The organism is Nonomuraea sp. 3N208, assembly GCF_052245935.1.
In the GTDB taxonomy this organism is placed as follows: Bacteria; Actinomycetota; Actinomycetes; order Streptosporangiales; family Streptosporangiaceae; genus Nonomuraea.
Map to the genome: position 1 here is coordinate 42446 of NZ_JBQQBR010000053.1, position 19753 is coordinate 62198.

Here is a 19753-nt window from a genome sequence, read left to right on the forward strand (position 1 = left end):
CCCCCATGGCACATGACCTCAGCAGGCGCGCCGTGCTGACCGCGGGAGGCGCGCTGGCGCTGACCGCGGCGGCCGGCGCGCGCCCCGCCGCCGCCACACCGCCCTGGCAGTCCCGGCTAGTTCACTACGACGGGCAGGGGCGGCTCGCCTACGAGCAGGACGCCGAAGCCAACCGCGTCCCCGACTTCAGCCACGCCGGCTACCGCAACGGCGAGCGGCCGATCCCGCACGTGCCGGTCGTCAGGACGATCCGGCCGGTCGAGGGTGACAACACCGCCCACATCCAGGCGGCGCTCGACGCGATCGGGGCCCTGCCGCGCGCCCGCCGCGGCGCGTTGCTGCTGCTGCCCGGCGTGTACCCGGTGGCGGGCACGTTGTACGTGCGGGCGAGCGGCACCGTGTTACGCGGCGTCGGCGACGGCGAGGACCCGTCGAGCAACACGATCGTCAAGGCGACCGGGAACAACCCCAAGGACCGCAACGTGATCGTGGCCGGCGGGGTCGCGGGCGGCGGCTGGACGGGCGAGGTCCCGGGCACCCGTACCGAGATCACCACCGGGTTCGTGCAGGTGGGGTCGCGCGCGTTCGAGGTGGCGAACCCGGGGGCGCTGCGCCCTGGCGACAACATCGTCATCACCCACCCCTGCACCGAGGAGTGGCTCAAGGCCATCGACTACGGCGGCCACGACGTGGGGCCGCCCTGGAAGGTCGGCGAGCACCCCATCGTCTACAACCGCTACGTCCGCGACGTGTCCGGGAACGTCGTCACGATCGACGTGCCGGTCTTCAACCACCTCAACCGCGCCCACGCCACCTCCTTCCTCTACAAGTGGGACCGGGCCGGGCTCGTCACCCACGTGGGCGTGGAACGGCTGCGCGTGGACATCGAATACCACGGCGATCCCGAGCAGGACGAGGACCACGCCTACAACGCGATCGTCCTGCTGCGTACCGAGGACTCATGGGTACGCGACTGCACCATGCTGCACTTCACCCAGGCCGGCGTCGCCACCCAGGAGACCACCCGGGCCACGGTCGAGAACTGCCGGGCCATCGACCCGGTCAGCATCGTGACCGGCAGCAGGCGCTACAACTTCAACACCTACGTGTACTCCCAGCAGGTGCTCTTCCGCGACTGCTACGCCTACAAGGCCAGGCACGCCTTCGTCTCCAACGGCCACAGCACGGTCTCCGGTGTGGTGTTCCTGCGCGGCACCGCCGAATACGCGCTCAACTCCAGCGAGGGCCACCGCCGCTGGTCACAGGCCCTGCTGTTCGACGGCCACCGGGACGTGGACCCGCACTACGGCTACACGCTCGGCCTGTACAACCGCGGCCGCTACGGCACCTCGCACGGCTGGTCCGCGGCCCACTCGGTGGCCTGGAACTGCGACGTCGCCACCAGCAGGCTCATCGTGCAGAAGCCGCCGACCGCACAGAACTACGCGATCGGCTGTCGCGGGACGGTCACCGGCGACGGGCCCTTCCAGCAGCCCGCTGGCTACATCGAGGGCGCCGGTCAGCCCGGCCTCTTCCCGCCCTCACTCTACGAGGCCCAGCTGCGGGACCGGCTGCGCCCCGCCTGATCCTCCCGCTCCAACCGCAACAGCCCGCCCTCGGGCACGGTGACCTCCACCAGCCCGGGGGCGAGGTCCACCAGCTCGTCGCCTTCGGTGCGGCCCCGGCAGTCGACCACGGTGGCCCGGGCCCTGCCCGGCGAGGCGACCTGGAGCAGCACGTCGGCGGAGGCGTCGCCATTGGCCAGCCACAACATGCCGGCCTCGGGGACGTGGACGGGCATCGGCGCGTACCTGGCGGTGATGACCGTGTCCCCGGAACGCGCCGTCACCTGCGGGTAGGCCAGGTCCGGCCGGGCAGGCTCGAACCGGCCCCGCTGGAGCACCTCGGCGTGCTCCCTGAAGAACGACAACCAGAACCGCAGCGCCTCCTCCTGCGCCGGCGACAGCGCGGTCAGATCCACCGAGATCTGCGGGACCGCGAACAACACGTTGATCAGCTGCGTGGCGACCCGCTGCGGGCTCTCGTCCGGGTGCCACATCAGCATGTCGGCGTGCACCGCCAGCGGGCCGGCGATCAGGCGCAGGTCCACGGTGCGCTGCCGGTTGTGCGCGGGGCTGAGCGGGCAGTCGGAGGCGCGGATCATCGTGGCGTACGGCCACAGGCCCGGGCTCACGTACGGCTGGCGCAGCTCGACCAGGCAGTCCCCAGGCAGCTGCGCGAGGAGCCTGCGCACGCCCTCGTTCACGGTGGCGCAGTCGGCCTCGGGGCCCGGCGGCGGCGGGTCCTCGACCGCGAACTGGTCGATGAAGTCGATCTTCAGCCCGTCCATGCCCCACTCCGTGACCGCCCGCGTGAGCTGCTCGGCGAGCAGGTCACGGATGGCGGGGTAGCGAGGGTCGACGATGGCGGCGTTCATGTGCTCCTTGTAGGCCAGCGTGTACGGCCGCACGCGGTCCCAGAGCGCGGTGTGGCGGCCGACGAACGGCAGGGCGTACCAGAGCAGGTACGCGAGCCCTTCACTGCGGACCTTAGCCACATGTCCCGAAATATCAGGAAAGGCGGTGGGTGACGGCTCCCACTCGCCGACGTACCCGTAACCCCGCCCCCGGTCGTCGCTGTGCCAGCCGTCGTCCACGATGATCGCCTCGCAGCCGAGCTCGGCCGCCGGCGCCGCCTGCCGCTCCACGCTCGCGGCGTCGACGTGCTGCTGCATGGCGTACCAGGTGGAGTAGGCGGGCATCCGCGCCGCCCGTGGGACGTCCCGGCCCAGGCCGTGCCGCGCGCCCCACCATTCGGCCACCTCGGCCAGCGTCTGTGCGAAGTGCCGCCGGGTGAGGTCGAGCCGCAGCACGAGTCCGTTCCCCGGTTCGGCCTCGTGCTCCACCCAGAACCCGAACTCGCCGGTCTCCTCCACGACTCCCGTCCGACTGCGTACGGGCCTGACGACCTCGCCGGCCGCGTACGTGCACACGGCCGCGTCACCGGTCCCCACCAGGCACCCGACCGGGGCGTTCTTCTCCAGGGCCGCGGTGCGGGGACGCCGCCAGAACGGCGGCAACCCGCGATGCTCGCCCCCGTCGGCGGCCCAGAACGCGCTCGCGTCCACGCACGGCACGCGCCACGCCACCCGCACCGTGGCCGCCCCCTCGGGCGTGACCCGCACCTCCAGCACGCCTGGAGCGGTCTCGGTAACCGCCCACCTCACCCCACCGCCCGCACCGCTCCCCAAGACCCCGGCTGCGTCGCCCGGCTCCGGTGCAGCGAGGCCCGAGGCGGGGACGGTGGCGGCGCTCGCAGCACCGGCCACCCCGCCCGTGTCGCTTGCAGTCGGCTCGAGGGTGGCGACGGTAGTGGGATTGGGGGCCGACGCAGGGGCCGGGTCGCCGGTGGAGGTTGGTGGTGTGGCCGGGGTCGGGGTGGCCGTGCAGGTGAAGGTGAGGCCGGCCGCCTGGAAGCGCACCTCCTCCGGCTCGTGTCGCGGCTTTCCGTCGTGCGGCTGCCAGATGCCGGGGGCGGCGGTCAAATCAGCGCTCCTGGGAGGTGAAGAGGGTCTGGATGGCGACCGCGGCCGCGCCGCGCGCCCACTGCTCGAACGTCCGCGGCCGCAGCAGCAGACGGCAGTCGGCCGCCGCGCCGAACGCCTGGCTGGCGAACGACCGGTTGATCTGCTCCTCGAACAGGTCGTACGCCGCGAGCCCCTGTACGTCACCGGTCACGATGATCCGCTCGGGCCCGAACAGATTGGCCATCGCCGCGATGCCCAGCCCGATGGCGTGCCCCGCCCGGGCGAAGACCTCCCGCGCCGCCGTGTTCCCCGCGTGGGCGACGTCGATGGCCGCGTCGATGGTCAGCGACGCGTCGCCGGTGGCCGCGCGTACGGCGGCCACGATGGGCGCGGTCCCGGCGATGGCCTCCACGCAACCGCGCCCGCCGCAGTGGCACTCAGGCTCCTCACCGCCCACCGGGATGTGGCCGATCTCCCCGGCCACGCCGTGCGAGCCGGCCACCACCCGGTCGTTGGCCACCAGCCCGCAGCCGATGCCGGCCCCCACCGTGACCAGCGCGAACGACGACGCCCCCACGCCGTCGCCGAACCACTGCTCGGCCACGGTGAGCGACCTGACATCGTTCTCGACCGTGACGTTGAGTCCCGTCGCCGCGCCGGCCAGCCGCGCCAGCGGGACCTGCCGCCAGCCCAGAAAGGGGGAGTACCGCACCAGGCCGAGCGCCTTGTCCACGTCCCCCGACACGGCCAGGCCCAGCCAATGGCAGCGCTCGTCGTAGGCCGGATCGTCCGCCCGCAGGGCGGCGACCAGCTCGGCCAGCGCCTCGACCACGCCCTCGGGCGACGTGGTCGTCAGGCGGCGGTGCGCCGACACCAGGGGCTTGGCCCGCAGGTCGGTGATGACGCCGATGAGCTCGTCATCGGTGATCTTCACGCCGGCGAAGAACTCCCGGTTCGCCCTGATCGTCAGCGGGCTGGCCGGCCGTCCGGCGCCGGGCGCCGTACGCTCGGTGGCCTCCAGCTCCTCCAGGTAACCTGCGTCGATGAACGGGCGGGCGGCCTTGGTCACGGCGGCCGACGACAGGCCGCTGCGCCTGGCGATCTCCACTCGGGTCACCGGACCTTGGGTGAGCACCATGGTGAAGACGGTGGCCTCAGCGCGGGTGGTGGTGAGCCGAGGATGCATGGCGGCAATCGTAGCACTAATTAACTTCCTCAAGAATTGAATTGGAACGTGACGAAAGCGGCCATTTTTCCCCGTTTAACGCCTCAGCCCAGAGAGAGGCGGTCCAGGTCCGGGGCTGCGGCCGTATCGTTGTGGATCTTGATGGTGTTGGCCCCTGCTCGCAGGGTGGCCGGCACGGACGTGGTGTAGGGAGTGCTGAGACATCCCATGTCTGTTTCCGGGCTCTGACGAGGCCAATGACGCCGCCCGCGCCACCCTGCGGGTAACGCGGGCGGCTCACGTGCGCCCATCGGATCCGGGTTAGGAAACTTTCCTAAAGAATGGTGCGTTCCAGGTGTTGACGCCTGTGGCTGTTTGTGGGAACACGTTCTAAAGCTCCAATCTCTTACCCAAGGCATCACTCTCAGCCAGGAGCGCCCGATGAACTTCAGCAAGTCCCGGGCCTGCGCCATCGCCTGCTTACTCATCATGGGAATGGCCGCCCTCCCCGCCGCCGCGGCGCCGACAAGGTACGAGGCCGAGAACGCGACGATCTCCCAAGGAGCCGTGGAGTCGAACCACGCCGGCTATTCCGGCACCGGCTTCGTCAACGGCACCAACGTCGCCGGCTCCTCCATCGAATGGACGATCACCGCGCCCGGCGCCGGCACCGCCACGCTGGCCTTCCGCTACGCCAACGGCACCGGCGCGGACCGCCCCAGCGACATCTCGGTCAACGGCACGACCGTGGCGGCGAGCCGGTCCTTCCCCGCCACCGCGAGCTGGGCCACCTGGGCCACGGTCACGCTGACCGCGCCGGTCGTCGCGGGCGCGAACAAGGTCAGGGCCACCGCCACGACCGCGGGAGGCAACCCCAACTTCGACTACCTCGACGCCGACGTCCCGGCCGGCGCGTTCACCGACTACCAGGCGGAGACGGCGACGATCTCCCAAGGCGTCGTCGAGTCGAACCACGCCGGGTTCACCGGCTCGGGCTTCGTCAACTACGCCAACGTGACCGGCTCGTACGTCGAGTTCTCCGTCAGCGCCGCCGCGGCCGGCACCCAGACCCTGACCTTCCGCTACGCCAACGGCACCACCGCCGACCGGCCCATGACCATCACCGTCAACGGCACCGCCGTGGCCACCGCCCGGTCCTTCCCGAGCACCGGTGCCTGGGCCACTTGGCAGGAGGTCACCCTGGACGCGCCGCTGACCGCGGGCGCCAACACGGTCCGGGCCACGGCCACCACCGAAGGCGGCGGGCCGAACCTCGACCGGCTGCGCGTCACCGGCGCCGGCGACACCGAGAAGCCCACCTCGCCAGGGCAGCCGGTCTGCTCGGCCATCGCGCACAACGCCCTGACGCTGGACTGGCCGCCGGCCACCGACAACATCGGCGTGGTGGCGTACGACATCTACCACCAGGGCCAGCAGATCGCGACCGCGACCGCGCCACCGCACCGGCTGACCGGGCTCACCCCCGACTTCGGCTACCAGCTGTCGGTGTTCGCCCGGGACGCCTCCGGCAACGTGTCGCTGAGCAGCCCCGAGGCGAACTGCCGCACGCTGCCCGCCCCCGCCGACGACCCGCCCTCGCCACCCGGGCAGCCGACGGTCAGCGGCGTGCAGGCCACCTCCGCGACCGTGACCTGGGCAGCCTCCACCGACGACAACGGCGTGCGCGCCTACCTGGTCCGCGACCACGCCACCAACGCCGTGCTGGCCACCGTCACCGGGACCCCGCCCGCGACCACGGCCACGGTGCCGCTGGAATGCGCCCGCACCTACCAGGTGCACGTCGTGGCGCGCGACAGCGCCAACCAGCTGTCCATGCCGAGCGCGCCGTCCGCGTCGTTCACCACCAGCACCTGCGGCACGGTGCCGCAGCCGCCGACCAATGTCGCCGGCGGCTGGGACGTCCCGTGGGACATCTCCTGGGCGCCGGACGGGACGTACGCGCTGGTGACTGAGCGGGACACGTTCCGGGTCTTCAAGGTGACCACCTCCGGCACGAAGACGCAGGTCGGGACCGTCCCCAACACGCAGACGACCAACGGCGAGGGCGGCCTGATGGGCCTGGACTTCTCGCCCACCTGGAACGGCACCACCGACCAGGACGTGTTCTTCATGCACACCGCCTCCGAGGGCAACCGCATCGCCAAGATGAGCTTCAACGGCACCACGCTCAGCGGCTACGCCAGTGTCCTGCAGGGCATCGACAAGAACCGCTACCACAACGGCGGACGGATCAGGTTCGGCCCCGACGGCTATCTCTACGTCGCCACCGGCGATGCCCAGCAGTCGAGCAACGCCCCGGACCTGGACTCGCTCAACGGCAAGATCCTGCGCATCACCAGGACCGGCGCCGCCGCGCCGGGCAACCCGTTCGGCACCCGCGTCTACAGCTACGGCCATCGCAACCCGCAGGGCCTGGCCTGGGACTCGGCCGGCCGGCTGTGGTCGTCGGAGCTGGGCAACTCCTCACGCGACGAGCTCAACCTCATCCTGCCGGGCCGCAACTACGGCTGGCCCACCTGCGAGGGCACCTGCAGCGTGTCCGGCATGACCAACCCCAAGTACACCTGGGGCGTCGCCGAGGCCTCCCCGAGCGGCATCGCCATCGTCGGCAACACCGTCTTCATGGCGGCGCTGCGCGGCCAGCGGCTGTGGCGCATCGTGCTCAACGGCGAGAACGTCACGACGGTCAACTCCTACTTCAACGGCACCTACGGCAGGCTCCGCGCGGTCGAGAAGGTGCCCGGCGCCGCCGCCATCTGGTTCGGCTCCACCAACTCCGACAACAACGGCGACGGCTCCGCCGACACGATCCGCCGCTCCACCATCCAGTAATCACCCCAGGAAGTGACCACATGACACAACCCTTGTCCCGGCGCCGCTTCGGACTCCTCCTCGGCGCGGTCGCCGCCGTGCCGCTCCTGCCGGCGCGTCCCGCGTTCGCGGCGCCCACCCTGCTCCCGTCCGGGATGACGTGGCAGCTGATGTGGTCGCCGTCGGCGTCGGCCAACGGCATGGGGGCGTGGGAGACCATCGAGGACGACCGCGCCGACTCCCACCCGGCGGGCGCGCCCCACATCCGCCCCGACGGCGACAACTACCGCTTCACCATGCACATGGTCGACCGTGACACCAGCACGGACCGGCAGCGGCACGAGGTGACCGGCAACCGTACCTCCAGCAGCAGTTACCTGTCCTGGCGGACGGGCGAGTTATGGCGGGTCACCTACTCGATGTACATCCCGAGCACGCTCAAGGCCACCACGACCTTCACCCACATCTTCCAGACCAAGATGCCCGGTTCGGGAACGTCGCCGATCACGGTCACCTCGCTGCGCCGGGTGGACGGCAGGCAGACCATCGAGCACAAGATCTTCGAGCCGAACATCCTGGTCGGGCGGACCGACCTGGAGCCGCTGCACAACAAGTGGATCGACATCGACTACGAGATCAAGATCGGCGACGGCTCGGCCGGCGCGGTCCGGTGGGTCGTCAGGAACGGCGGCACCACGGTGGTGGACGCGACGACGACGGGCGTGGACACGTTCCTCGGTGACCGGGTGCGCCCTAAGTGGGGGATCTATCGGTCGCTGGGCGACACGTCGGGCTCGCTGCAGGACTGCCACCTGCTGCTGACGAGACTCAGGTCGTACAAGGCCGTCCCGGGCGGCGGCGGGGGCGTCACGCGGTACGAGGCGGAGAACGCCACGATCTCGCAGGGCGTGGTCGAGTCCAACCACGCGGGATACTCCGGTACGGGCTTCGTCAACGGCGACAACGCGGCGGGCTCGTACGTCGAGTGGACCGTCAACGGCGCCGCCGGAGCGGCCACCCTCAGGATCCGGTACGCCAACGGCACCACCATCGGCCGCCCCGCGACGATCACCGTCAACGGCGCCACGGTCGCCGCCGACCAGCCCTTCAACGGCACCGGCGCCTGGGCCACGTGGGCGACCGCCACCGTGCCCGTCACCCTGCGCTCGGGCGCCAACACGGTGCGGATCACTGCCAACACCGCCGGCGGCAAGCCGAACCTGGACTACCTCGAGGTGGTGCAATGACGAGCCGGGCCGTGCGTCTTCGGTGGTCTGCCGGGGAACAGGTGCGGCATGGAAGTGCTGAGCAGCCGCGTGCTGCTGCGTCCGAACGATCTCGTGCGCAGCCGCCGCTTCTACGCCGAGACACTCGGCCTGGCCGTCTATCGCGAGTTCGGCCCGGCCGACCAGCCGGGGACGGTGTTCTTCCTGGGCCAGGGATTCCTGGAGCTGTCGGGGCACTGTGAGGACGGGGCCAGCCCGGGTGTGTCGCTCTGGCTGCAGGTACGCGATGTGGCAGGCGAGGAGGAACGCCTGCGCCAGGCGGGCGTCACCGTGCTGCGGGAGGCCCGCCTGGAGCCGTGGGGGCTCGTCGAGTCGTGGATCGCGGACCCCGACGGCCACCGCATCGTCCTGGTCCAGGTGCCGCCCGACCACCCCCTGCGCCGCGATCCGCGCTGACGGGCCGCATGGTTCGGTGGGGGAGACTAAGGAGGTGAGTAACGACCGTCCCGCCCCGCCTGTGACGAGCCCCTCGATCATCCTGCTGACGCTGGCCCGCCGCATCGAGACCGAGCTCAACGCCGCTCTCGCGCCGCTGGAGCTCACCGTCAGCAGGCTCGGGCTGCTCGGCCACATCGCCGTGGTGCCCGGGGTGTCGTTCAGCGACCTGGCCCGGATGTCGGGCACCACGGTGCAGAGCGTGCACACCGCGGTGAAGGCGCTGGTCGGCGCGGGACTGGTGCACGATCACACCGCCCGCGCGGGCTCCGCCTCGGCGATCGAGGTCACGCCCGAGGGGGCCCGCCTGCTGGAGCGGGCCAAGCAGGCGGTGGCCGAGGTGGACGAGCGCATGTTCGGCCCGGACTCCGATCCCGTGCAGCGGCAGATCGGACAGGCGGTGCTGGCCGCCTTCGCGCTCTGAGTCATGCTCCCGGCCGGCCGGCGGCGCGACCTTAAGCGCATGAGCAGGAATCCGTAAGCAGCACCGGCCAGTTGTGCCCAGGAAGCACGACCGCAAGGTGAAGGAGATCTGCCATGAGGAAGCTCATCGAGTCGACGTTCGTCACCCTCGACGGCGTCATCAGCGACCCGCACGTCTGGGGCCGGCCGTACTCGCTGAAGGAGGCGAGCGCCTGGAACGGCACCCTGATCGAAGGCGACGTCGCCACGGCGGTGGCCGAGCTGAAGCGGCAGCCGGGGGAGAACATCCTGAAGTTCGGGACCGGCCGGCTCGACCGCACACTGATCGACAACAAGCTGGTCGACGAGTTCCACTTCTGGGTGTTCCCCACCATCGCGGGCGGCGGCGAGCGGCTGCTGGACGGCCTGGACCTCACTCACCTGAACCTTCTCGGCACGACGCGGTTCAACTCGGGCATCGTGGTCCACACCTACGGGCTCAAGTAGACAGCGCGGCGTTGAGCCCGCCGTAGTCGAGACCGTCCGCGAGCGTGTCGTACGTGCCGGCGCCCAGCAGCTCGGCGGCCGCTCGCGCGGCGCACGCGTACGCGGACTGGGCGATCGCGGAGCCGACGCTGACCCGCGCGACCCCGGCCGCCGCCAGCTCGGCCACGGCCGGCGCGCCGGGCCCGGCCATCACGTTCAGCGGCAGCGGCCCGCCGGCCAGTCGGGCGATGACGTCCAGATCGAGCAGACCCGGCACGAAGAGCCCGTCCGCGCCGGCATCGGCGTAGACCCGCGCCCGCTCCTCCACCTCGGCCGGCTGGTCCCCTGGGATGCCGACCAGGTAGACGTCGGTGCGGGCGTTGATGAACACGTCGACGCCGGCGGCATCGGCCGCCGCCCGTGCCTCGACGATGCGCCGTGCCTGATCCTTCGGCGAAAGCAGGGGCGCCCCGCCAGAGTCCTCCAGGTTGACGCCGACCGCCCCGGCCTCGATCACGGCCGCGGAGGCGGCGTCCCAGGCGTTGGGCAACACCAGCACCGCTCCACTGCGGTGCAAGTCGCGGAACAGGGCCGCCTGGTCACTCATGATGATCTCCCTTTCGCCGGTGCGCTTCCGAGACCAGAGCATCGTGGCCAGGATCCCGGGCTGTCTGGCTGGATTCGGACATGACCGTCGTCGTTTCCTGATGTGGCCGCGACAGGACCGGCCGGCAGGGCGTAGTGGTGGAGTTACCTCCACCCTCGCGTACATCTGGATGCATTCTCCGGCCGCGTCCGCGCTCCTAGCGTCGAAGACGCAGATTGGCGGACGAACGGCAGGGGGAGTGGATCATGGGCAAGGTCACACGCCGTGGATTTCTCGGCGGCACGGTCGCGCTCGGCGGCGCGGCGATGACGGCGGAGCTCACGGGATCAGGGACGCCGGCGGAGTCGACCGGTGGGCCGCCTTTAGGCCCCGTCGTCGTGCGCCCCGCCGACCCCCGCTACGACGACCTGGCGGTACGCAGGACGAACCAGCGTTTCCGCCCCCAACCCGACTACTTCCACGTGGTCGGCTCCACGGAGCAGGTCGTCGCGGCCGTCAACGAGGCGGTCCGCGCCGGCCGCCGCGTCACCGTCCGCAGCGGCGGCCATTGCTACGAGGACTTCGTCGGTGACGGCGCCCAGGTCGTGATCGACATGTGCGAGATGTCCGAGGTGTATTTCGACCACGAGCGCACCGCGTTCGCCATCGAGGCCGGCGCCACGCTCATGCAGGCGTATCGCACGCTCTACCTGGGGTGGGGCGTCACCATCCCCGGCGGCCAATGCGGGGGCGTGGCCGCCGGGGGGCACATCGCGGGCGGCGGGTACGGCCCGCTGTCGCGCCGCCACGGCCTCACGGTCGACTACCTGCACGCCGTGGAGGTCGTGGTGGTCGACCGCACAGGCCGGGCCCGCGCCGTGGTGGCGACCAGGAACCCGGCCGACCCGAACCACGACCTGTGGTGGGCGCACACAGGCGGGGGCGGCGGCAACTTCGGCATCGTCACCCGCTACTGGATGCGCGACCCGGCCGCCCGGGGCGGTGACCCGGCCAAGCTCCTGCCCAAGCCGCCCGCCGAGGTGTTGTCCGGCCTGGCCGCCTGGTCGTGGGCGGGCATGACCAGGGAACCGTTCCGCATGCTGCTGCGTAACTACGCCGAATGGCACCAGCGCAACAGCACCCCGGGGAGCCCGCAGGCCTCGCTCTGGGGCTCCCTGCTCATCCCCGGCCGCCAGGCGGGCGACGACCCCGGCGGCATGATCCTGCCCGCCCAGATCGACGCTTCCGTGCCGGACGCGGAGCGGGTGCTGCGGGACCACTTCGCCGCCGTGGCCGACGGCGTCACCCCCGAGGTGTACGTGTCGCCGATCACGCGCGAGCCGTGGTTCCAGGCGGTGCGTACGCTGTCGCTCGGCGCCGAGGCGGAGTCGGGCCGCTACAAGGGCAAGTCCGCCTACCTGCGCAAGCCGTTCACCGACGAGCAGGCCGACGTGGCTTTCGACGCCCTCCACCAGGCCGGCGACGTCTCCTCGAACGGCGTGTTGTGGCTCCTGTCGTACGGCGGGCAGGTCAACACGGTGACGTCGGCCGCGACCGCCACCGTGGAACGCCAGTCCATCCTGAAGGCGCTCCACCTGGTCACGTGGGACGAGAGTCAGGACGGCGAGGCCCACCTGGAATGGGTGCGCCGGCTGCACCAGCGGACGTTCGCGGCGACGGGCGGCGTGCCCGTGCCCGGGGGCGACTGCGGCGGCGCCTACATCAACTACCCGGACATCGACCACGCCGACCCCGCGTGGAACACCTCCGGCGTGCCCTGGTCCACGATCTACTACGGGGACAACTACGCCCGCCTGCAGCGCGTGAAGGCCCGCTGGGACCCGCGGAACGTCTTCCGCCACGCCCTTTCCGTCCGTCCGGCTCACTGAGTATTGCCCAAGCGCTTGCTTCGATCACGATGCGGTGTGATCCTTCAGATGGCGATCACGGCCGGGGCCCCAGCGCCCCATGGCCTTCTTTCGTACGCCATGTGAACGCCCCACAAGCGAAGGGATCGACTCGCCATGGCCGATGCGACGCACACCAACCCTGCCCCCGGGGGCCCCAGCCGGCGCACGCTGCTGCGTGGGGCCGCCGTCGCCGGCGGCGCGCTGGTGACGGGCGCGGCGCTGGGCGCCGCCCCGGCCCGGGCCGAGATCGAGTACGACGTCGTCGTGGTGGGGGCCGGCGCCGCGGGCATGACCGCGGCGCTGACCGCGGCCAAGCGCGGCCTGCGCACGGTCGTGGTGGAGAAGGCGCCGACCTTCGGCGGGTCGGCCGCCCGGTCCGGCGCCGGGATCTGGATCCCGAACAACGAGGTCATCCTGGCCGCCGGGGTGCCGGACACCCCCGCCAAGGCCGCCGCCTACCTCGCCCGGGTGGTCGGCGACGACGTGCCGGTCGAACGGCAGCAGGCGTTCCTCGCGGCAGGTCCGGCCATGATCTCGCTCGTGATGCGCAACAGCCCGCTGCGGTTCAGGTTCATGGAGGGCTACTCCGACTACTATCCGGAGTTCCCCGGCGGCATGCCGAACGGGCGCTCCATCGAGCCCGCCCAGCTCAACGGCCGCATCCTGGGCGCCGAACTGGACCGGCTGAACGCCCCATACATCCCCAGCCCGGCCGGCATGGTCGTCTTCAGCGCCGACTACAAGTGGCTGACGCTGGCCGCCGTCAACGCGAAGGGCACGGCGGTCGCCGCCGAATGCCTGCTGCGGGGCACCGAGGCCGCGCTGCGCGGCGAGAAACCGCTGACCATGGGCCAGGCCCTGGCCGCCGGACTGCGTGCCGGGCTGCTGGCGGCCGGGGTGCCGGTGTGGCTCAACACCCCGCTCACCGGCCTCCACCTCGAGGGCGGGCGCGCGACCGGCGTGGTGGTGTCGAGGAACGGTACCGAGACCCTGGTCAGGGCTACCCGCGGCGTCATCGTCGGCTCGGGCGGGTTCGAGCACAGTGCTGCCATGCGGGCCGAGTTCCAGCGCCAGCCCATCGGGACGAGCTGGACCGTCGGCGCCAAGGAGAACACCGGCGACGGCATCGAGGCCGGCGAGCGTGCCGGGGCGGCGCTCGGGCTGATGGACGACGCCTGGTGGGGGCCCGCCATCCCGCTGCCTGGCCAGCCGTACTTCTGCCTGGCCGAGCGCACGCTGCCCGGCAGCATCATCGTCAACGGCGACGGCGTGCGCTTCGTCAACGAGGGCGCGCCCTACAGCGACGTCGTGCACGTCATGTACGACCGCAACACCCCCGCCGACCAGCACATCCCGTCCTGGCTGATCGTCGACCAGCAGTACCGCAACCGTTACCTGTTCAAGGACGTCGCCCCGCTCCTGCCGCTGCCCGCCTCCTGGTACGACAGCGGCGCCGTGTACAAGGCCTGGACGATCGAGCAGCTGGCGCAGCAGATCGGCGTGCCGGCGGCGGCGTTGCGCGGCACGGTCACGCGCTTCAACGGATTCGCGACGACCGGGAAGGACCTCGACTTCCACCGCGGCGACAGCGCCTACGACCGTTACTACGCCGACCCGGGTGTCAAGCCGAACCCCTGCCTGGCGCCCCTGTGGCTGCCGCCGTTCTACGCGTTCAAGATCGTACCGGGCGATCTCGGGACGAAGGGCGGGATGGTCACGGACGCGCGGGCGCGCGTGCTGCGGGCGGACGGCTCGGTCATCGCCGGCCTGTACGCCGCCGGCAACGCCAGCGCCGCCGTCATGGGCCACAGCTACGCCGGCTCGGGCTCGACCCTCGGACCCGCCATGACCTTCGGCTACGTCGCCGCCAACCACATCGCCGACACGGTCTAGCAAGCTCGATGTAACGGCTGCTACATTCGCTAGTGTGACAACGCAGTGGGTGGTGCTCCTCGTCCGGCTGCCCGCCGGTCCGTCGCGGCACCGGGTCGCGTTGTGGCGGGAGCTGCGCAGGCTCGGAGCCGTGTCCCTGGGGCTGGGCGCCTGGACGGTGCCCGACGTGCCGGTCTTCGCCGACGGGCTGGCACGTGCCGTGGAGCTCGCCGGCACGGCCGGGGGAGAGGCGGTGGTGCTGGAGGCGGCCGGTCGCACGCCGGCCGACTCCGAGCGCCTGCAGGCCATGTTCGCGGCCGCCCGCCGGGACGACTGGGCCGAGTTCCTCGCCGACTGCGGCAAATACGAGGAGGAGCTGGCCAAGGAGATCCGGCAGGCCAAGTTCACGCTGGCGGAGCTGGAAGAGGAGGAGCAGTCGCTGGAGCGGCTGCGGCGCTGGCACCGCGCCCTGACCGCACGCGACGTGTTCGGCACCCCGGAGGCCCAACAGGCCGCCCAGCGGCTGAAGGCGTGCACGGCGGCCTGCGAGGACTACGCCGAACGCGTCTTCGCCGCCCTCCACCAGACGCCGGGAGCGCCGGAATGAGTGCACGAACACCTGGCCGCCACCGGCGGACGCCGTCGTCGGGCGGGCGCGGATGACGGCGCCTGACGCGCAGGCGCCGGTCACGCCGCGCGGGCGGATGTGGCCGCTGTACGCGGCCGGCTTCACCACCGCGTTCGGCGCGCACGGCGTCGCGGCCAGCCTCGGCGGTTCCTCGCCGGACGCGGTGACGTCGCTGCTGGTCCTGGGCGGCCTGCTGGCGCTGTACGACGGCGCCGAGGTGCTGCTCAAGCCGGTGTTCGGCACCCTGGCCGACCGGATCGGCGCCCGCCCGGTGCTGGTGGGCGGGCTGGTCGCCTTCGCCTGCGCCTCGGCCGTGTACGCGCTCGCCGACAACCCAGGCGGGCTGTGGGCGGCCCGGCTCGGCCAGGGCGCCGCCGCCTCCGCGTTCTCCCCGTCGGCCTCCGCCCTGGTCGCCAGGCTCAACCCGGCCGGCACGCACGGCCGCGCGTTCGGCGGCTACGGCTTCTACAAGAGCATCGGCTACACGCTGGGCCCGCTGCTCGGCGGCGTGCTGGTGTGGGCGGGCGGGCTACGGCTGCTGTTCGCGGTGATGGCGGTGCTCGCGGCGGCCGTCGCGGTGTGGGCCGCGCTCGCCGTGCCCCGGGTGCCGCCACTGCCCAGGACCCGCCAGACCGTGCTGGACCTCGCGCGCCGCCTGGCCGAGCGGACGTTCTGGCAGCCCACGGCCGCGCTGGCCGCCGCCACCGCCGCGCTGTCGGTCGGCGTCGGCTTCCTGCCGGTCTCCGGTGCGGCCGCCGGCCTGGGCCCCGTCGCCACCGGGGCCGCGGTGTCCGTGCTGGCCGCCTGCGCCGCCGCTGTGCAACCGGCCGCCGGACGGGCCCTGGACGCCGGCCGGATCACCACCCGTGCGGGCCTCGCCGCCGGTCTCGCGATCACCGCCGCCGGCCTGGCCATGGCGATGGTGCCTGGGCTGGCGGGAGTGCTGGCGTCGGCCGTGCTCATCGGGGCGGGCACCGGACTGATCACCCCGCTGGGCTTCGCCGCCCTGGCGGCCTCCACCCCGCAGGAGCGCCTCGGCCAGACCATGGGAACGGCCGAGCTCGGCCGCGAGCTGGGCGACGCGGGCGGCCCGCTCCTGGTCGCCGCCGTCGCCACGGTCGCCACCCTCGCCCACGGCTACGCCGCGCTCGCCCTCCTGCTGGTCATCGCCCCGGTCGCCGTGCTCGCCGGAGGCCTCCGCACCCGCGAATGAGGCTCCGGGTCGGCTCCCGCCGCATCATGTCGCTGTCGTCGCGCACGGCGGTGCTCCGCGTCACGCCCGCGCGCTGACCTCGTGGGTGGTGTCACGCAGGAGCAGCACCGCGATGTCGTCCGCACGCTGGTCCACGAGGGCCTCCTCGATGAGGGAGTCCGCCAGGTCGTGCAGGGACAGGCCGGGGATCGGGGTGAAGCGCTCGGCCAGGTCCGCGATCGATTTGCCCAGGTCGAGGCCCGGCTGCTCGATGAGACCGTCGGTGTAGAGGGTCAGCACGGAGCCGGGCGGCAGGTCGAGCTCCGTGGTGGCGTACTCGGCCTCCGGGTCGATGCCGAGCAGCAGTCCCGGCGACGTGTCGATGATCTGCGCGGCCATGCCCGGCCGGCCGAGCAGCGGCGGCAGGTGACCCGCGCTGGCCAGGCAGGCGGTGTGCCGCTCCAGGTCGAGGCTGACGTACAGGCAGCTGGTGAACCGGTCCGGGGCCAGCTCGATGAGCAGCCGGTTGGTGTGCGCGAGCACCTCGCCGGGGTTGGCGCCGGCGGTGGCGTGGGCGCGGATGGCGGTGCGCACCTGCCCCATGAGCGCGGCGGCGGTGACGTCGTGGCCCTGGACGTCGCCGATGACCGCGGCCGCCATGGTGTCGCTCAGCCGGATCAGGTCGTAGAAGTCACCGCCGATGTCCATGCCGGGATTGGCGGGCACGTACCGGGCGGCCAGCTCCAGGCCGGGCACCTCGGGCAGGGTGCGCGGCAGCAGGCTCGACTGCAGGCACTGGGCGAGCTGGTGCTTGACGTCGTAGAGCCGGGCCCGCTCGAACGCCTGCGCGATCAGCCCGGCGAGCGCGGTCAGCGTGGCGCGCTCGTCGGTGCTGAAGCGGTGGGGGCGGTCGTAGGCCAGGACGCAGGTGCCAATGGGGCGTCCGGACGTGATCAGCGGCAGGAACGCCCAGGCGGACATGTCATCGGAGCGGATGGCGTCCGGGTAGGTCCCACGTAGCTCGTCCCAGGAGGAGAAGAAGGCCGGCTGGCCGGCTTCGAACGGGTGCCGCTCGAGGGCCGGCGGAATCATCTGACGGCCGTCGAACTCCTCGACGGCCTGCCGGCTGTACCCCCGGGAGGCGGCCACGCGCAGCCTGCCGGCTCCTGAGGTGAGGATGGCCAGGGCCTGCACGTTGTAGACGGGCATGACGTGGTCGGCGACGAGGTCGACCACCTCCTGGGCGGTCACCGCCCGGGCGAGGGTGGTCGCCAGGTGCAGCATCTCGTGCAGCGCGATCACCTGGGTGGGCCGGTCCGCCCCGGTCTCCGGCACGTGGCGGGCGAGGCCGTGGTCCGCCTTGTCGGGCGTGATGCGTACCGTGATGCCGGTCAGGCCGGGGAAGAGCCGGAAGGACAGCGGCCGTCCGGCCTGGTTGCGGGCGGCGAACGAGGTGACCTGCCGGCTGAAGACCGCGGCACGGTGGCAGTCCTCGAAGATCGGGCTCCAGGGCAGCGCCTTCCACAGGCGTTCGCCGAGCAGCTCGGACGAGCAGATTCCGAGCAGGTCCGCGGCCGACGTGGTGAGGAAGGTCACGCGGCCCTCCACGTCCAGCGAGCAATATCCCTCGGGGAGCCGGTTGAGGCACTCCATGGCCACCAGTTGCCCGTTCGGTTCCGCCGCGTGCATGAGACGGGGATCCAGAACCCGAGGTCTAGGCCCAGGGGTGATCGGACGGCCTTCGTCGGCCGCCTCCCGGAGCACCTCCCCGATCCGGGCGCAGGTCGCGTCGATGATGGAACGCAGGCGCCGGCTGAGCATGGTCGCGGGGCCGGACGGCAACAGCAGGACGAGCCCGCCCCAGACGGTGTCCCCGGTGCGGATCGGGGAGATCGCCGCCGCGTAATGGTAGGGCAGCGCGAGCGCCGCCGCGGGGAACGCGCGGGCCATGTGCTCGCGGTCGGACAGCCAGATCATGTGCCGGTCGCGCACCGCCGCGGCGACCGGCATCAGGTCGTTCGTCCTGATCCTGGCCCACGTGCGAGCGGCCCGCGCGGGCATGCCCACCTGCGCGTCCATCAGCAGCACCTGGCCGTCCTCCGCCAGAAGATAGACGGCGCCGATGTGGGCTCCCGTGCCGGCGACGGCGTCGATCAACAGCTCGTCCAAATGCGACGAGCCGGAATATGAGGCGGCCTCCTCCCGCACCGCCTCAGCCCTTCCTCGCGCTCACGAACCGTGAACGGAAAAGCAGCTCCAAACCCCCCATATGGGCAGGATACACGCAGGTATGGAGCGAATTGCTTACGTTGTGTTCATGCTCTGGCCACCGCTGCTACGCTCCTCCGGCGTCGGCCTCGGCCAGGACCCGTTGGGCGACGGCGAAGGCGGCGTTGGCCGCGGGCACGCCGCAGTAGACGGCTGTCTGCAGGAGCACCTCGCCGATCTCGTCCGGGGTCAGCCCGTTGCGGAGCGCCGCGCGTACGTGCATGGCCAGCTCCTCCAGGTGGCCGTGCGCGACGAGCGCGGTGAGCGTCACGCAGCTGCGGGTACGCCGGTCCAGGCCCGGCCTGGTCCAGATCTCGCCCCAGGCGTAGCGGGTGATGAAGTCCTGGAAGTCCCTGGTGAACGGGGTGGTGCGGGCGATCGCCCGGTCCACGTGCGCGTCACCGAGCACCTCCCGGCGTACCCGCATGCCGGGCACGGCGGGCAGGTGGGCGAGGAGCGCGGCCGTGACGCGTCCGGGCTGGTCGACGTTGGCCAGGTGCGCGGCGCCGGCGATCTCGACGAGCGTGGCGCCGGGAATGCCGTCGGCCAGTTGCCTGGCGTGGGCGGGCGGCGTCGCCGGGTCGTCCCGTCCGGCCACGATCAGGGTGGGGGCCTTGATCGCGGTCAGCGAGTCGCGTAGGTCGTAGGCCGACAGGGCGTCGCAGCAGGCCGCGTACCCCTCGGGGTCGGTGGCTGCCAGGTCGTCGAGCAGGGCCTGGTCGGCAAGTCCGGCGAACCAGCGCTTGGCCGTGGCCTCCGGCAGCGGCCCCATGCCCTCGGCACGGACCAGCCGCGCCCGGTCCCGCCACGCCTGCGGCTCGCCGAACCTGGCGGAGGAGCAGATCATCGCCAGCGACCGGACCCGGTCGGGGTGGCCGAGCGCCAGGGTGGCGCCGATCGCGCCGCCGATGGAGATGCCCGCGTAGTGGAAGCCGTCGAAGCCGCGCGCGTCGGCGACCTCCAGCACCATGCGCGCCAGGTCGTCGATCGAGCTCAGGGCGGTCGCCGGGGAACCGCCATGGCCCGGCAGGTCGAATCTGAGCACCCGGAACGTCCGCGCGAGCGCGGCCACCTGCGGCTCCCACACCCGCACGGACGTGCCCAGCGACGGGCCCAGGATCAGCGGCTCCCCGTTCTCCGGGCCGTCCAGCCGGTGCTGCAACAT

General features: G+C 72.0%; 15 protein-coding genes. 10 read left to right on the plus strand and 5 right to left on the minus strand.

Translation table 11 applies throughout. From position 1 onward, the window contains the following. The first annotated feature begins 5 nt into the window (after window positions 1–5). Window positions 6–1586, plus strand: coding sequence for a hypothetical protein (locus ACTWPT_RS50400; RefSeq protein WP_443184693.1), 1581 nt, complete (start codon window positions 6–8; stop codon window positions 1584–1586). On the opposite strand, the gene ACTWPT_RS50405 is transcribed toward ACTWPT_RS50400, so the two are convergent. Next, window positions 1547–3544 (minus strand): glycoside hydrolase family 36 protein, encoded by a 1998-nt coding sequence (locus ACTWPT_RS50405; RefSeq protein ID WP_443184694.1) that lies wholly within the window; start codon window positions 3542–3544, stop codon window positions 1547–1549. The genes ACTWPT_RS50400 and ACTWPT_RS50405 overlap by 40 nt on opposite strands. A 1-nt stretch (window position 3545) precedes the next feature. Next, the gene (locus ACTWPT_RS50410; RefSeq protein ID WP_443184695.1) at window positions 3546–4712 is read right to left on the minus strand and encodes an ROK family transcriptional regulator; all 1167 of its coding nucleotides are present in this window, start codon (window positions 4710–4712) and stop codon (window positions 3546–3548) included. A gap of 420 nt (window positions 4713–5132) precedes the next feature. Here ACTWPT_RS50410 and ACTWPT_RS50415 point away from each other — a divergent pair, with 420 nt between their 5' ends. From ACTWPT_RS50415 to ACTWPT_RS50435, 5 genes are all read left to right on the plus strand, one after another. After that, entirely contained in the window at window positions 5133–7544 is a 2412-nt protein-coding gene (locus ACTWPT_RS50415) for a PQQ-dependent sugar dehydrogenase (protein WP_443184696.1), read from the plus strand. A 20-nt stretch (window positions 7545–7564) separates the two neighbouring features. Then, window positions 7565–8770, plus strand: coding sequence for a carbohydrate-binding protein (locus ACTWPT_RS50420; RefSeq protein WP_443184697.1), 1206 nt, complete (start codon window positions 7565–7567; stop codon window positions 8768–8770). Window positions 8771–8818: 48 nt separating this feature from the next. Continuing rightward, window positions 8819–9205, plus strand: a complete 387-nt coding sequence (locus ACTWPT_RS50425; protein WP_443184698.1) for a VOC family protein — start codon at window positions 8819–8821, stop codon at window positions 9203–9205. A 34-nt stretch (window positions 9206–9239) separates the two neighbouring features. Then, window positions 9240–9668 carry a MarR family winged helix-turn-helix transcriptional regulator gene (locus ACTWPT_RS50430; protein WP_443184699.1) on the plus strand — a complete coding sequence of 143 codons (429 nt, stop codon included), beginning with the start codon at window positions 9240–9242 and terminating at the stop codon, window positions 9666–9668. Window positions 9669–9781: 113 nt separating this feature from the next. Next, window positions 9782–10153 carry a dihydrofolate reductase family protein gene (locus tag ACTWPT_RS50435; RefSeq protein ID WP_443184700.1) on the plus strand — a complete coding sequence of 124 codons (372 nt, stop codon included), beginning with the start codon at window positions 9782–9784 and terminating at the stop codon, window positions 10151–10153. Here the strand turns inward: ACTWPT_RS50435 and ACTWPT_RS50440 are convergent. Then, window positions 10146–10739 carry an isocitrate lyase/phosphoenolpyruvate mutase family protein gene (locus ACTWPT_RS50440; protein ID WP_443184701.1) on the minus strand — a complete coding sequence of 198 codons (594 nt, stop codon included), beginning with the start codon at window positions 10737–10739 and terminating at the stop codon, window positions 10146–10148. The genes ACTWPT_RS50435 and ACTWPT_RS50440 overlap by 8 nt on opposite strands. Before the next feature lie 245 nt (window positions 10740–10984). Here ACTWPT_RS50440 and ACTWPT_RS50445 point away from each other — a divergent pair, with 245 nt between their 5' ends. The 4 genes from ACTWPT_RS50445 (at window position 10985) to ACTWPT_RS50460 (ending at window position 16341) form a co-directional block, all read left to right on the plus strand. Beyond that, a complete protein-coding gene (locus tag ACTWPT_RS50445) occupies window positions 10985–12607 on the plus strand; it encodes an FAD-binding oxidoreductase (protein WP_443184702.1) in 1623 nt (540 codons plus the stop codon). Between the two features lie 135 nt (window positions 12608–12742). Continuing rightward, entirely contained in the window at window positions 12743–14521 is a 1779-nt protein-coding gene (gene kstD / locus ACTWPT_RS50450) for a 3-oxosteroid 1-dehydrogenase (protein ID WP_443184703.1), read from the plus strand. 34 nt (window positions 14522–14555) lie between these two features. Continuing rightward, a complete protein-coding gene (locus ACTWPT_RS50455; protein ID WP_443184704.1) occupies window positions 14556–15107 on the plus strand; it encodes a Chromate resistance protein ChrB in 552 nt (183 codons plus the stop codon). 52 nt (window positions 15108–15159) lie between these two features. After that, complete coding sequence (locus tag ACTWPT_RS50460; RefSeq protein ID WP_443184705.1) at window positions 15160–16341, plus strand: MFS transporter; 1182 nt, start codon at window positions 15160–15162, stop codon at window positions 16339–16341. 60 nt (window positions 16342–16401) lie between these two features. Here the strand turns inward: ACTWPT_RS50460 and ACTWPT_RS50465 are convergent, their stop codons facing one another. Continuing rightward, a complete protein-coding gene (locus tag ACTWPT_RS50465) occupies window positions 16402–18528 on the minus strand; it encodes a SpoIIE family protein phosphatase (RefSeq protein ID WP_443184706.1) in 2127 nt (708 codons plus the stop codon). A gap of 127 nt (window positions 18529–18655) precedes the next feature. Next, window positions 18656–19753, minus strand: coding sequence for a bifunctional 3-oxoadipate enol-lactonase/4-carboxymuconolactone decarboxylase PcaDC (gene pcaDC, locus ACTWPT_RS50470; RefSeq protein WP_443184726.1), 1098 nt, complete (start codon window positions 19751–19753; stop codon window positions 18656–18658).